The organism is Mesorhizobium ciceri biovar biserrulae, from assembly GCF_001618845.1.
GTDB classification, from domain to species: domain Bacteria; phylum Pseudomonadota; class Alphaproteobacteria; order Rhizobiales; family Rhizobiaceae; genus Mesorhizobium; species Mesorhizobium ciceri.
This window is the reverse complement of sequence record NZ_CP015064.1, coordinates 3,161,247-3,175,106: the sequence shown is the minus strand read 5'-3', so window position 1 is coordinate 3,175,106 and position 13,860 is coordinate 3,161,247. Positions and strand designations below refer to the sequence as shown.

The 13,860-nt window shown below is 61.8% G+C and carries 10 protein-coding genes; 5 read left to right on the top strand and 5 right to left on the bottom strand.

The genetic code is table 11. The annotated features are described in order from the left end of the window. The first annotated feature begins 2 nt into the window (after window positions 1-2). Both A4R29_RS14725 and A4R29_RS14720 read left to right on the top strand, forming a co-directional pair. Complete coding sequence (locus A4R29_RS14725) at window positions 3-791, top strand: ATP12 family chaperone protein (RefSeq protein WP_063172203.1); 789 nt, start codon at window positions 3-5, stop codon at window positions 789-791. A gap of 188 nt (window positions 792-979) precedes the next feature. Continuing rightward, window positions 980-2,869 carry an MFS transporter gene (locus A4R29_RS14720; protein ID WP_063172202.1) on the top strand — a complete coding sequence of 630 codons (1,890 nt, stop codon included), beginning with the start codon at window positions 980-982 and terminating at the stop codon, window positions 2,867-2,869. A 96-nt stretch (window positions 2,870-2,965) separates the two neighbouring features. On the opposite strand, the gene A4R29_RS14715 is transcribed toward A4R29_RS14720, so the two are convergent. Continuing rightward, window positions 2,966-3,163: a DUF2735 domain-containing protein gene (locus A4R29_RS14715; RefSeq protein ID WP_063172201.1), complete on the bottom strand. Its 198-nt coding sequence runs from the start codon at window positions 3,161-3,163 to the stop codon at window positions 2,966-2,968. A 316-nt stretch (window positions 3,164-3,479) separates the two neighbouring features. On the opposite strand from A4R29_RS14715, the gene A4R29_RS14710 reads away from it, so the two are divergent. After that, window positions 3,480-4,520 carry a glutamine synthetase beta-grasp domain-containing protein gene (locus A4R29_RS14710; RefSeq protein ID WP_013531450.1) on the top strand — a complete coding sequence of 347 codons (1,041 nt, stop codon included), beginning with the start codon at window positions 3,480-3,482 and terminating at the stop codon, window positions 4,518-4,520. A 736-nt stretch (window positions 4,521-5,256) separates the two neighbouring features. On the opposite strand, the gene glnA is transcribed toward A4R29_RS14710, so the two are convergent. Further along, on the bottom strand, window positions 5,257-6,666 hold the full coding sequence (gene glnA, locus A4R29_RS14705) for a type I glutamate--ammonia ligase (protein WP_013531452.1): 1,410 nt from the start codon (window positions 6,664-6,666) through the stop codon (window positions 5,257-5,259). A gap of 65 nt (window positions 6,667-6,731) precedes the next feature. Beyond that, window positions 6,732-7,070, bottom strand: a complete 339-nt coding sequence (locus tag A4R29_RS14700; RefSeq protein WP_006205430.1) for a P-II family nitrogen regulator — start codon at window positions 7,068-7,070, stop codon at window positions 6,732-6,734. Window positions 7,071-7,428: 358 nt separating this feature from the next. Between A4R29_RS14700 and A4R29_RS14695 the strand changes: the two genes are divergently transcribed. Together A4R29_RS14695 and A4R29_RS14690 are read left to right on the top strand one after the other, a co-directional pair. Then, complete coding sequence (locus A4R29_RS14695) at window positions 7,429-8,970, top strand: bifunctional ADP-dependent NAD(P)H-hydrate dehydratase/NAD(P)H-hydrate epimerase (protein ID WP_063172200.1); 1,542 nt, start codon at window positions 7,429-7,431, stop codon at window positions 8,968-8,970. Beyond that, window positions 8,967-10,967 carry a hypothetical protein gene (locus tag A4R29_RS14690; RefSeq protein WP_063172199.1) on the top strand — a complete coding sequence of 667 codons (2,001 nt, stop codon included), beginning with the start codon at window positions 8,967-8,969 and terminating at the stop codon, window positions 10,965-10,967. Before A4R29_RS14695 ends, A4R29_RS14690 begins: the two co-directional genes overlap by 4 nt. A 32-nt stretch (window positions 10,968-10,999) precedes the next feature. Here A4R29_RS14690 and A4R29_RS14685 read toward each other — a convergent pair whose 3' ends face one another. Beyond that, window positions 11,000-12,070, bottom strand: coding sequence for a M48 family metallopeptidase (locus tag A4R29_RS14685; protein ID WP_063172198.1), 1,071 nt, complete (start codon window positions 12,068-12,070; stop codon window positions 11,000-11,002). 7 nt (window positions 12,071-12,077) lie between these two features. Then, window positions 12,078-13,610: an acyl-CoA carboxylase subunit beta gene (locus tag A4R29_RS14680; RefSeq protein WP_027028871.1), complete on the bottom strand. Its 1,533-nt coding sequence runs from the start codon at window positions 13,608-13,610 to the stop codon at window positions 12,078-12,080. Window positions 13,611-13,860: the final 250 nt, after the last annotated feature.

Genomic DNA, 13,860 nt, shown 5'->3' with positions numbered 1-13,860 from the left:
TCATGCGTGACATCCTCAACGACCTCGAAGCGGGCAAGTATCTCTCCGACCCGGATCCTGTGCGCCGCGCCCAGATCCAGATGAAGATGCCTCTGCCCAAACGCTTCTACAAGGCCGCCTCTGTGGCACCTGTCGACAATGGCTTTGCCGTGCATCTCGACGGCAAGCCGGTGCGGACGCCGGGCAAGGCGCTGCTGGTGCTGCCGACCGAGGCAGCAGCCGCGCTCGTCGCCGACGAGTTCGCCGCCCAAAGCGAGACCATCGATCCGGTGAAGATGCCGGTGATGCGCCTCGTCAACACGGCCATCGATGGCGTCGCCAGCGACCCGCAGGCGGTGCTGGAGGATATCCTGCGCTTTGCCTCATCCGATCTCACCTGCTATCGCGCCGACGCACCGCAAGGGCTGGTGGAGCGGCAGAATCAGCATTGGGATCCGGTGATCGACTGGGCGAGGACACTCGGAGCACGTTTCAATCTGGCCGAGGGCATCATCCATGTCGAACAGCCGCGCGAGACCATCGCCATGCTGGGCAGCCATCTTGCCCAGCGCGCCGAGCCGCTGCGGCTCGCCGCCATTCATGTGATGACGTCGCTGACCGGTTCGGCGCTGCTGGCGCTGGCTGTCGATTTCGGCGAGATCGACGCTGAGGCTGCCTGGGCCGCTGCTCATGTCGACGAGGACTGGCAGATCGAGCATTGGGGGCAGGATGCGGAGGCCGTTGCCCGCCGCGCGGCTCGCAAGCGCGACATGATGGCTGCTGCCGGCCTGCTGCAAGCGCTCAAGGGCTAGGGGTCCCAACTCGCCCGGTTTCATCCCGCAGCGCACCTAATACCAAAGTCATAATCCCAAAGACGCGCTGCCTTTGGCGGGCGCTTTCTGTCATTTTTCCCCGATGGCTGTCGTTGAGTCCGTGCTCGGAGGAGAACGCGGACAGTGTCGCGCAGCATTGAGAACGGGTCTCACGGGAGGATAACGCAATGGCAATAGCATCGACCGCCGGCGGAACAAGCCGCGGCATGACGCGGGAAGAGAAGAAAGTCATCTTCGCTTCCTCGCTCGGCACCGTTTTCGAATGGTATGATTTCTATCTTTATGGCTCGCTGGCGGTGTTCATCGGTTCGACCTTTTTCAGCCCAGCCATTCCGGAAGCGACCCGCAACATTTTCGCGCTGTTGGCTTTCGCCGCAGGCTTCCTTGTGCGCCCGTTCGGCGCACTGCTGTTCGGCCGCATCGGTGACCTTGTCGGCCGTAAATATACTTTTCTTGTCACCATGACGATCATGGGCCTGTCGACCTTTCTGGTCGGCTTGCTGCCCGGCTATGCCACTTTGGGCATCGCCGCTCCCGTGATCCTGATCATCCTGCGCATGCTGCAGGGCCTGGCTCTGGGTGGCGAATATGGCGGCGCGGCCACTTACGTCGCCGAACATGCGCCGGACAACCGGCGCGGCTACTACACCTCGTGGATCCAGACCACGGCGACGCTCGGCCTGTTCCTATCGCTGGTTGTGATCCTGATCGTACAGGCTTCATTGAGCAAGGAAAACTATGCTGCCTGGGGCTGGCGTATCCCGTTCATCGTGTCTTTCCTGTTGCTCGGCATCTCAATCTGGATTCGGCTTTCGCTTTCCGAATCCCCGACCTTCCAGCGCATGAAGGATGAGGGAAAGGGCTCCAAGGCGCCGCTGACGGAAGCCTTCGGCCAATGGAAGAACGCCAAGATTGCACTGCTGGCGCTGCTCGGCCTCACAGCCGGTCAGGCCGTGGTCTGGTACAATGGCCAGTTCTACGCGCTGTTCTTCTTGACCAACGTGCTCAAGGTCGACGCGCAGTCGGTCAACATCATGATCGCGGTCGCCCTGGCGGTCGGTTCGATCTTCTTCGTCGTCTTCGGCTGGCTCTCCGACAAGATCGGCCGCAAGCCGATCATCATGGCGGGCCTTGCGCTGGCGATTGTCTGCACCTTCCCGCTGTTCAAGGCACTGACATGGGCTGCCAATCCGGCACTCGCCACGGCGCAGCAGAACACCAGGGCGACGGTGACCGCGGCGCCGGGCGACTGCAAGTTCCAGTTCAATCCGGTTGGCACGGCGAAGTTCACGACATCCTGCGATATCGCGACTTCGTTCCTGACCAAGAACTCGGTTCCCTATGACGTGGTGTCGACGGCTGCCGCCGGCACACCCGCATCTGTCAAAATCGGCAACGAGACGGTCGAGTCCTATGACGCCATCGCCGCCGGTGATCAGGCCAAGACCAAGGAAGCGGCCTTCATCAAGGCCGTCAATATGTCGCTGCAGGACGGCGGCTATCCGCTGAAGCGCGCGGCAGCCAAGGTTGCGGACCAGAAGCTCGATGCGTTTGTTGCCGCCAACCCGGAACTGAAGCTGGACGCCGCTGCCGTCCGCGCCGGTGAAAAGGCGACGGTGCCGATCGACCAGGCGGTCAAGGACAAGCTGCTGACCACCGATGAGGCAGCGGGCGCACCCGAAGTCACCGTCTACAACATTCCAGGCGGCGGCGCGTTCGCCATGTTCGCCGATCCTGCAGCAGTGAACTGGCCAATGACGATCGGCATCCTGTTCATCCTGGTGCTGTTCGTGACCATGGTCTACGGGCCGATCGCGGCGATCCTGGTCGAAATGTTCCCGACCCGCATTCGCTACACCGGCATGTCGCTGCCCTATCACATCGGCAATGGCTGGTTCGGTGGACTGCTGCCGGCAACCGTGTTCGCGCTCAGCGCCTACAAAGGCGACATCTACTATGGCCTTTGGTACCCGGTGGTGATCGCGGCTATAACACTGGTCATCGGCATGATCTTCGTCAAGGATACGCTCGGCACCGACCTGCACGCCAAGGAGTAGGCAGCCCCAGCGTTCAAAAGAAAGCCCGGCGCGAACGATCGCGCCGGGCTTTTTCTTTTCAGGCCAATTCGTTGGCGAGGGCTGCTGCCCTTTGTGTCAGCTCTTGCGGCCCCGGGCCTCTTCCTCGATGGCTGCCTCATGGTACCAGCCGTCGCCGAAATCCGCGCAGGCACCACGCAGCGAGGCAAGCTCTGCCGCAAACTTAGCCTTTCCGCTCAAATTTGAGGCAGAGAGGCGTGCTGCCGCCGGGAACATCAAAATTTTGGCCGACGGTCGTGTGGAAATGACTTCCATTGCCGGGTTCCTTTCTTCCGCCGAACCTTTTCGATTCAACTTGGCCCGAAGATAAGGTCTGCAATCAAGTTAGGCAATATGCCTATGAAAAGATCAGCAGTTGCACACTATTTGTGCAAATAAGGACCGTGATGGATCCGGGCGCATTGCTTAGGCGGCTCACCGACTTCCGGTGGATGCCGCGTCAATTTTGTCGCACCCTCCGGACCAAGAATGGCACACGAATTGCATTTTAAGTGTGCGGCAGGCCAGCTGCTGACGGCAGACGCATGTCGACGCCGTTCAGTGTTCGGTGATCAAGCAACGAGAGGCTAGAATGACGAAATACAAGCTCGAGTATATCTGGCTCGATGGATATACCCCGGTCCCCAACCTTCGCGGCAAGACGCAGATCAAGGAATTCGCCGAATTCCCTGAACTCGAGCAGCTGCCGCTGTGGGGCTTCGATGGTTCCTCGACCCAGCAGGCCGAAGGGCACAGCTCCGATTGCGTGCTGAAGCCGGTTGCGGTCTATCCGGATCCCGCCCGCACCAACGGCGTGCTGGTCATGTGCGAAGTCATGATGCCCGATGGTGTCACGCCGCATGCCTCAAACAAGCGCGCCACCATCCTCGATGACGAGGGCGCCTGGTTCGGCTTCGAGCAGGAATATTTCTTCTACAAGGACGGTCGCCCGCTCGGCTTCCCCGAGAGCGGCTATCCCGCACCCCAGGGCCCGTACTACACCGGCGTCGGCTATTCCAATGTCGGCTCCGTCGCGCGTCAGATCGTCGAGGAGCATCTCGACCTCTGCCTCGCCGCCGGCATCAACCACGAAGGCATCAACGCCGAAGTGGCCAAAGGCCAATGGGAATTCCAGATTTTCGGCAAGGGCTCCAAGAAGGCCGCCGACCAGATGTGGATGGCCCGCTACCTCCTGCAGCGCCTGACCGAGAAATACGGCATCGACATCGAATACCACTGCAAGCCGCTCGGAGACACCGACTGGAACGGCTCTGGCATGCACGCCAACTTCTCGACCGCCTATATGCGCGAAGTCGGCGGCAAAGCCTATTTCGAAGCGCTGATGGCGGCTTTCGACAAGAACCTGATGGATCACATCGCCGTTTACGGCCCGGACAACGACAAGCGTTTGACCGGCAAGCACGAGACCGCGCCGTGGAACCGGTTCAGCTATGGCATTGCCGACCGTGGCGCCTCGATCCGCGTGCCGCATTCCTTCATCAAGAGCGACTATAAGGGTTATCTGGAAGACCGCCGTCCGAACTCGCAGGGCGACCCCTACCAGATCGCCTCGCAAATCCTGAAGACGATCGCCTCGGTTCCGGCAAGCGCCCAGGTTTCAGCCGCCGCGTAAGTGTTTCGGATTGTATGACAAGAGGACCCCGGCGTTTCGCGCCGGGGTTCTTTTTTGGCCGTTACCCGGCTGACTGCATTCCCGGTAAAACATACCCAGAAAAAGTCAGGCAGTTCCGGCGGTCGCTAATCGCCCGTGAGTTCCGGCCGCAGCCGTGCGGGTCTGCGGCGATCACTCGCCAGAAAGCCCGGAAAACCGCCTTTTCCAGCCCTTGTCCGGGGCGATGGATATTCCATAAGCATCTGTTCATGCAACGGAATCGGTCATTCGCCACCCGGCTGGCGGCGTTGACAGATCACGCTACGGCATGCGTATTCGCGGGCTTGGGGTTACGTCACGCAATGCTGTTCGGACGGGCGGGGTTTTCTTGAACGGCGGCATTGGCGTGGGCGCCGGACGAGCGGTCACTGTAGCCTGAGACAGTGCTCCGCTCGCTCCTGGCTCCGACGTTGGCGGCCGAACCGCCTCCCTTGATCATTTACTGAACACCGCCGAGTTGTGATTGAAGCGACGCGCTCAAAAGCCGGCCGCTCCGATGGACCGTAGGTCCAAGAATCCGGGCATCCTATGATCGTCGAAGACGAAAGGCGGATACGGCTGTCCATGCGCGGCTGCCGTGCAGGCGAGGCATGCCGGTCGGCTGGCAATTCCTATGGAGCGCAGCAAAAAGCCCTTGAAAGAGGGACGTCTTTCAAGGGCTTGAGCATTATAGCTAATCTTGGACCGAGATTGAATCTCAGACGGAGTAGTACATGTCGTACTCGACCGGATGCGGGGTCATTTCGAAGCGCATCACTTCGGCCATCTTCAGCTCGATGTAGCTGTCGATCTGGTCGTCATCGAAGACGCCGCCGGCTTTCAGGAAGCCGCGGTCCTTGTCGAGGCTCTGCAGGGCTTCACGCAGCGAGCCGCAGACGGTCGGGATCTTCTTCAGCTCCTTCGGCGGCAGGTCGTAGAGATCCTTGTCCATCGGCTGGCCGGGATGGATCTTGTTCTTGATGCCGTCGAGGCCGGCCATCAGCAGCGCGGAGAAGGCGAGGTAGGGGTTCGCGCCCGGATCGGGGAAGCGGACCTCGACGCGCTTGGCCTTCGGCGACGAGCCGAACGGGATACGGCAGGACGCCGAGCGGTTGCGCGCCGAATAGGCGAGCAGAACCGGCGCTTCGTAACCCGGCACCAGGCGCTTGTAGGAATTGGTCAGCGGGTTGGTGAAGGCGTTGATCGCCTTGGCATGCTTGATGACGCCGCCGATGAAGAACAGGCAGCTTTCCGACAGACCGGCGTATTCATTGCCGGCGAAGGTCGGCTTGCCGTTCTTCCAGATCGACATGTGGACGTGCATGCCCGAGCCGTTGTCGCCGAAGATCGGCTTCGGCATGAAGGTGGCCGTCTTGCCATAGGCGTTGGCGACCTGGTGGACGACATACTTGTAGATCAGCATCTTGTCGGCGTTGCGCACCAGTGCGTCGAATTTGATGCCGAGTTCGTGCTGAGCCGCCGCCACCTCATGGTGATGCTTTTCAACGCGCACGCCCATCTCGGCGAGCACGGTCAGCATTTCCGAGCGCATGTCCTGCGCGCTGTCGATCGGCGGCACCGGGAAGTAGCCGCCCTTGATGCGCGGACGGTGGCCGAGATTGCCGGTCTCATAATCGGTGTCGTCGTTCGACGGCAGTTCCGTGGAGTCGAGCTTGAATCCGGTGTTGTAGGGATCGGCCTTGTACTTCACATCGTCGAACACGAAGAACTCGGCTTCCGGGCCGACAAAGATGGTGTCGCCGATGCCTTCGGCCTTCATGTAGGCCTCGGCCTTCTTGGCCGTACCGCGCGGATCGCGGTTGTAGGATTCACCCGAAACCGGATCGAGGATGTCGCACAGGATGACCATGGTCGACTGCGCGAAAAACGGGTCCATGTGGACCGTTTCCGGATCGGGCATCAGCACCATGTCGGACTCGTTGATGGCCTTCCAGCCGGCAATCGACGAGCCGTCGAACATCACGCCATCGGCGAACATGTCTTCCTCGACCTCGATGACATCCATCGTCACGTGCTGCAGCTTGCCCTTCGGGTCCGTGAAGCGCAGGTCGACGAATTTCACGTCGTTGTCCTTGATCTGCTTCATGATGTCTTTGGCTGTCGTCATGTCATGTATCCCTGTGTGATGACTTTTTTTGATGATGACGTTTTTCGGGAGGATGGCGCGGTCGGTCAGACCGCGTCCATGCCCGTTTCGCCGGTGCGTATACGCACGACTTCCTCGATATTGGAAACGAAGATCTTGCCGTCGCCGATACGGCCGGTCTGGGCCGCCTTGCGGATGGCCTCGATCGCACCTTCGACCGCGTCGTCGCCAAGCACGACCTCGATCTTCACCTTGGGCAGGAAGTCGACGACATATTCGGCGCCGCGGTAGAGTTCGGTGTGGCCCTTCTGACGACCGAAGCCTTTTGCTTCGGTGACGGTGATGCCTTGCAGTCCGGCCTCCTGAAGCGCTTCCTTCACTTCGTCGAGCTTGAATGGCTTGATGATCGCTTCGATCTTTTTCATGTAAAAAGTGGCCTCCACTGCCAAAAAAACGGGTTGTGACCCCCCGCTTGCGCCTCCATCAAGCACGAACTGTGCCAATTCAGCGGATTCTAAGCGGTCTCATAAGATTTCAAAGCCGCGCCGCACCGGGATGCAAATTCGCGTCATTCGCTGCACCGGAAGCGGCATAGACTGCCAGAGCCTACACAGCGCCAGCACCTCCGTCCGCACAAAAATCAGGCATATTGCCTATCCCCCAGGCAATTTTCTGCCCGCGAGGCCTTCGTGCCAACGTTATGGCTGCAGATCTCGGCAACTCCCCCTTGTTTGCTTAGGATCGAAATCGGACAATGCTTGATCGCATGCGGATCGGCAATCCATGAGCAACGAACTTCTTTCCCCGGCCGAAATGAGCGAGGCCGATCGGCTGACGATTGCCGCCGGCCCAGCCGACGGCATCGGCCTGATGCGGCGCGCTGGTGGAGCGGTCGCGGCCGAGGTTCTCAAGCGCTACCCCTCGGCAAAGCACATCCATGTGCTGTGCGGGCCCGGCAACAATGGCGGCGATGGCTATGTCGTTGCCCGCATCCTGGCCGGCAGCGGCGTCGGCACATCGGTCTGGGCATCCGGCGCGCCGAGGCCGAAAAGCGATGCGGCGCTCGCCGCCGCGGAATGCCCGATCAAGCCCCGGCCGCTGTCTGACTTTGACGCCAAGCCTGGCTCGATCGTGATCGACGCGCTCTATGGGGCGGGGCTGTCGAAGCCGCTGTCCGGCGACGCCGCGAAAGCCATCGATACAGTGACAGCCCTGAGCCTGCCCGTGGTCGCGGTCGACCTGCCGTCCGGCGTCTCTGGAAGGAGCGGTGACATATTGGGCAGGGCGTTTCGTGCCGAGGTCACCATCACCTTCGCGCGGAAAAAGCCTGGCCACCTGCTGCTGCCGGGGCGCGGGCAATGCGGTGAGATCGTGCTCGCCGATATCGGCATCGGCGACGGCATCATCGCCCAACTCGCCGTTTCGACCTTCGAGAATGCGCCCGGCCTGTGGTTGCAGGAATTTCCCGTGCCGGCGATGGATGCGCACAAATACAAGCGCGGCCATGTCGGCGTCTTTTCCGGCGGCCCAAGTGCTACGGGCGCGGCGCGGCTGTCGGCGCTGGCCGCCGCCAGAAGCGGGGCAGGGGCGGTCACCGTGCTGTCGCCTGGCAATGCCATGCAGGTGAACGCGACACACCTGACCTCGATCATGCTGCGCGAGGCGGGTTCGCTCGAGGAGGTGCAGGAATTCTTGACGGCGCGGCATCCCGAAGCGCTGGTGTTCGGACCGGGGCTCGGGCCAAAGCCCAAGGTGGGCGATTTCGCCCTGCAGCTGATCAAGGTTTTTGCGGATGGTGCACGCAACGAGGCAGCACCAAGCCACGCTGCGATCGTGCTGGACGCGGACGCCATCACCTCTCTGGCCCACCAACCCCAGGCGCTGTTCGAAGCCGCCCGTCAGCCAAACGCTCCGGCGTTGGTGATCACGCCGCATGACGGTGAATTCGGCCGATTGTTCCCCGATATCGCAGGCGACAAGAGCCTGTCTAAGCTGGCCAAGGCGCGAACGGCCGCCGCGCGGGCCAACGCCGTCATCGTCTACAAGGGCGCCGACACGGTCATAGCAGCGCCCGATGGCAAAGCGGCGATCAATTCCAACGGCGCGCCGTGGCTGGCCACGGCAGGGTCAGGCGATGTGCTGTCGGGCATCATTGCCGGTCTGCTGGCGCAAGGCATGCCGCCCTTCGAGGGCACCTGCGCGGCGGTGTGGCTGCACGCCGAAGCAGGCAGCCGGTTCGGACCCGGTCTGATCGCCGAGGATCTGCCGCTGGCGCTGGTGCCGGTGTTGCGCGAACTCTTCGACGCGCGCATGGCTGCCCAATGAGCCGCGCGCTCGTTCTGTTGCTTGCCACCCTCATCGCTGTCTTCATGGCGCCGACGGCGCGCGCCGAAGGTCCTGTGACGATCGTCGACGATCCGGCGGTGCTCGCCGCACTCGATGCCAGGGGTTTCGGTTTCGCCGATGTTTTGGGGGTCGACGGCGAGGACGGTCTGAAGACGCTTTACGACGAGGCGCCGGCCTATCATGCCATCGTCGAAACGGTTGCCTCCGATGTTGCGGCACTGCGTGCCGATATGAAAGCCGGCGGCCGGACGCTCTACGAAGTCACCGACGGCAATGTCGGCCGCATCATGGACATGCGCTGGCTGAAGACCGACGCCGCGCGCTTCCGGCTGGTCGGCGTCGTCAACCGGCTCGATCGTCGCGACTTCGCGGTGCTTCAAGGCGACAGGAGCTGCGGCGAGGTGCGCTTCATCTACCGCCTGGCCTACAGCTTCCGCAAAAGCGGCAAGCTGCTGGCGTCGCGCCTGCCGTTCAATTTCAATGCCGTCTACAGCGCCGCCCCCGATGCCGATGGCGGCTGCGTCGGCACTGCCGGGCGCTGGACGCCACAGCTTGACGAGGCCGTCGATGCCGGCTGGCTGACCGGCGGGCCGCTGGAGAAGGCCGGGCTGGCCTTCAAGCAGCTGGAGCTCAACGCGCAGGTGGTGCGCTTCCCGTCCGGTCAGGAAACCGAGTTCGGCGGGCAGGCCGCCTATCTCATGCGGGTATTCGGCATCGATGGCGCTGCTATCAGCGAGAAGCCGCTGGAGAACACGCCCGACACCGCACGGCTCTCGCAGGACACGGCGCTGAAAGCACGGCTCGCCGCCTATGTCGGCGCCAATTTGCCGGCGGTTGACGAAGGCGTCTATGAGATTCCCGACGAGTTCCTGGCCAGGAAGATCATCTCATGGTCGACCTTCGGCAGCGCGCGGCAGGCCAATCATCCGTTTACGCAATTGTTCCAGCCCAAGGAATTCGCATCGCTCGATTATTCCACGCTGAAACTGGTGCGCACGCCGGAAGCGCTGGTCGAGCGGCTGGACAATGGCGCCTGCCAGGGTTGCCATCAGGCCGGCTCCACTGCCGGCTTTCATTTCATCGGCCTTGACGACAAGACGACATCGCCGCTCAACCGCATCGAGGTCGGCATCTCGCCGCATCTTCATGCCGAGATCCCGCGCCGCCAGGCCTGGCTGCGCGCTACAGCTGAGGGCAGGGAGCCAAACCGCTTCCGTCCGCTCTCCTTTGCGCCGCCGGCAGCCTGGACGGACGCCGCGGTCGACTACGCGCCGGCCGAGATGGCCATGCCGTGCCTGATGCCGGAAGATGCGGACCGCTTCGGTGCGACCTGGAAATGCGGCGGCGGCACCGTCTGCACGCCGCTGGCCGCCGCTTCGGGCGTGCACACGAAACTGGCGCAATGCCTGCTGCCGAAAGACAGCGAAAAACTGTTTTCCGGTCATCCCTGCCTGACCGGCTCGATCGCCAGCAATGCGGCGCAGCCTTTCAACGACCGCTACAGCAAATCGGGCCAGTTCGCGGCCTTCGCCTCGGACATTTCCCGTACCGCCTACACCTGCCGACCGCCGAAGATCGGCGTGCCTGGCGGCATCGCCTATCGCGGCTGCGACGACAAGGACCGCTCCTTCGCGGCCTTCAAAGCCGGCAAGCCGATGCCGAACGAGATTTGCGGGCTGGTCGGCGGCAAGAAATTCGACATCTGCGTGGCCACCAACAATTTCGACCAATGCCTTGGCGGCGCCGTCAATCGCGGCAACCGGCCGGCCTGTTCGGCCGATCATTTCTGCCGCGAGGACTATATGTGCCAGTCGCTGCCGTCTGACACGCCCGGCATCGGCAAAGTGAAAGGCATCGGCTTCTGCTCGCCGACCTATTTCATCTTCCAGATGCGCATCGACAACCACGCAACGCCATGGGGCAGCCCTGTCCGTGCCACGATGGGGGCGGGGTTCGGCGCGGCGGAAGAGGAGTGAGCTACAGCTTTGGCAGCAATTCCGGGCGGCACCTACCGATCGAGATAGGCGGCGATTTTCGACGTCCACTCGCTATCGAAATGATGGACCCGCTCCGCAACAATTTCACTGCTCAGCAGGCTCGACAGGGCAGAAATCGAAACCGGTTCTATTGTGGGAGCCGAGTTGTATCCAAGCGCAGCCAGACGTTCCGACCATGGTGGATGGTCTGCCTTTTCGTCATCGGGGGCATCCCAGGCCTTTTGCGCATATTCTTGCAGGATGGGGTGGCTCAATAGCTCATTGGCGGCCATCAGAACCCGTTGAAGCGGCGGATGAGGCGGGACCATCATGCCAAGCAGTTCACGCTTGAGCGGCGTGTAAACTCTATCATTGAAAAATGCATCGGCAGCGGCGATCAAGAGCAGCGCGCGCGCTGCTTCGTGAGAATCGCCTGACTTTGCCGCATGGAGATCGGCATCGATTTCTGCTCGTCGCGACAATCGTATCTCTTCGCGTTCCAGTGACTGAGAGAGCGGACCCAGCAGCATGTAGAACAGGCTTCCGGAAACGGTCTTTCCTGGGGGAGCGTAGTCGAAGATCAAGTCGAAGCTTTTGTCGAGTTCGGCAAGATTGAGCCCGCCGTTCGTATCCTTGTTCTTCAAATGTGCATCTTCGTGAGCCAGAATCGCGGCGAAGGCCTTGTCGTCGGTCACCGCGAGCAATGGAATGCCTACGGTCAAGACCGCCCGACGGCCGAGCAGACCGAGAAATGGACGCTCTTCCCCTATGCTGGCGTTAAGGCTGTCGCTCAGCACGATCGTGGTTCGGCTGGCGCGGTGCTTGCCCGCAATGCTTTCCCACACGGCCCATAACTGGGGAGCCGAATTGCGAGACATGCCTTCCACCTTGCTGCGTCGAAAGCCGGCAAAGAGCATCCCGATCAACAAAACGAAAGCCAACATTGCAGCCGGTATGGCGACAATACCGCCCGCGATGACCGCGAGCGGGTGCCGATCAAGCAACACCAGCCACAGCAGCACCGGGCAGAACAGCGGGAGAGCAAAAAGCAGGATGGCAAATCTGCCAAAGCGCGTTCCCGAATAGAGGATCAAGCGCGACATCAGCGCCTCACAGCGGGATGTTGTCGTGCTTCTTCCAGGGGTTCTGCATGTCCTTGTTGCGCAGCATGCGCAGCGCCCGCGCAATACGGCGGCGGGTCGAGTGCGGCATGATCACCTCGTCGACATAACCGCGTTCGGCGGCGACGAAGGGCGACAGGAAGCGATCCTCGTAAGCCTTTGTATGGGCTGCGATCTTTTCGGCATCACCGATGTCCTTGCGGTAAATGATCTCGACCGCGCCCCTCGCACCCATCACCGCGATTTGTGCCGTTGGCCAGGCATAGTTCATGTCGCCGCGCAGGTGTTTTGAGGCCATCACGTCATAGGCGCCGCCATAGGCTTTTCTGGTGATGACTGTGATCTTCGGCACGGTGGCCTCGGCATAGGCGAACAGCAGTTTCGCGCCATGCTTGATCAGGCCGCCATACTCCTGCGCCGTGCCGGGCAGGAAGCCGGGGACATCGACGAAGGTGACGATCGGGATCGAAAAACAGTCGCAGAAGCGCACGAAGCGCGCCGCCTTGCGGCTGGCATCGGAATCGAGCACGCCGGCCAGCACCATCGGCTGGTTGGCGACGAAGCCCACCGTGCGGCCCTCGACGCGTCCAAAGCCGGTGACGATGTTCTTGGCGAAACTCTGCTGGATCTCGAAGAAATCGCCTTCGTCGGCGACCTTCAGGATCAGCTCCTTGATGTCGTAGGGCTTGTTGGCGTTGTCGGGGATCAGCCGGTCGAGCGACAAATCATGGTCGGTGACCGACTGGTAGCATTCGATCTCGGGAAGCTCCGATGTGTTGGAAGCCGGCAGCAGGTCGACCAGCCGGCGCATCTGCAGCAGCGCCTCGACGTCATTGTCATAGGCGCCGTCGGCGATCGACGATTTCGTCGTGTGGACGGAGGCGCCGCCGAGACTCTCGGCGGTCACCGTCTCGTTGGTCACGGTCTTCACCACATCCGGCCCGGTGACGAACATGTAGGAGGTGTCGCGCACCATGAAGATGAAGTCGGTCATGGCAGGCGAATAGACGTCGCCGCCGGCGCAAGGCCCCATGATCACGGAAATCTGCGGAATGACGCCTGAGGCCAGCACGTTGCGCTGAAAGATCTCGGCATAGCCGCCGAGTGCTGCCACGCCTTCCTGGATGCGCGCGCCGCCGGCATCGTAGAGGCCGATGATCGGCGCCCGGTTGCGCAGCGCCATCTCCTGCACCTTGATGACCTTCTCGGCATGCGCTTCCGACAGCGAGCCGCCGAACACGGTGAAATCCTTGGCGAAGAGGTAGACCGGGCGGCCGTTGACGGTGCCCCAGCCGGTGACGACGCCGTCGCCCGCGATCTTGGTCTTTTCCATGCCGAAATCGGTCGAGCGGTGCTCGACATACATGTCGAACTCCTCGAACGAGCCCTCGTCGAGAAACACCTCGATGCGTTCGCGCGCGGTGAGCTTGCCCTTCTTGTGCTGGGCATCGATGCGGGCCTGGCCACCACCCATGCGGGCGATCTCGCGGCGGCGCTCGAGTTCCTTCAGCACGTCCTTCATCGATTACCTCCCAAGCCAGCGGCATTTCGTGGTAATCGTGCCGGCAAGCGAGCGCAAGCGCCGCTTGCTCCGTGGATTTTGCTGCGCTGCAGCATGACGCCCCTTGCATTTGGTGGCGAACTGGGCCATATGCGGCGGCATAGGCGCTTGGGCCGGGACTTATCCGGCCTTCTCGACGAATGAGACTGGTTGCGTCTGTTTTCCCTCTTTCCGGTATATCGGCCCTTTTTCCGGTAAATCACAAAGCGGC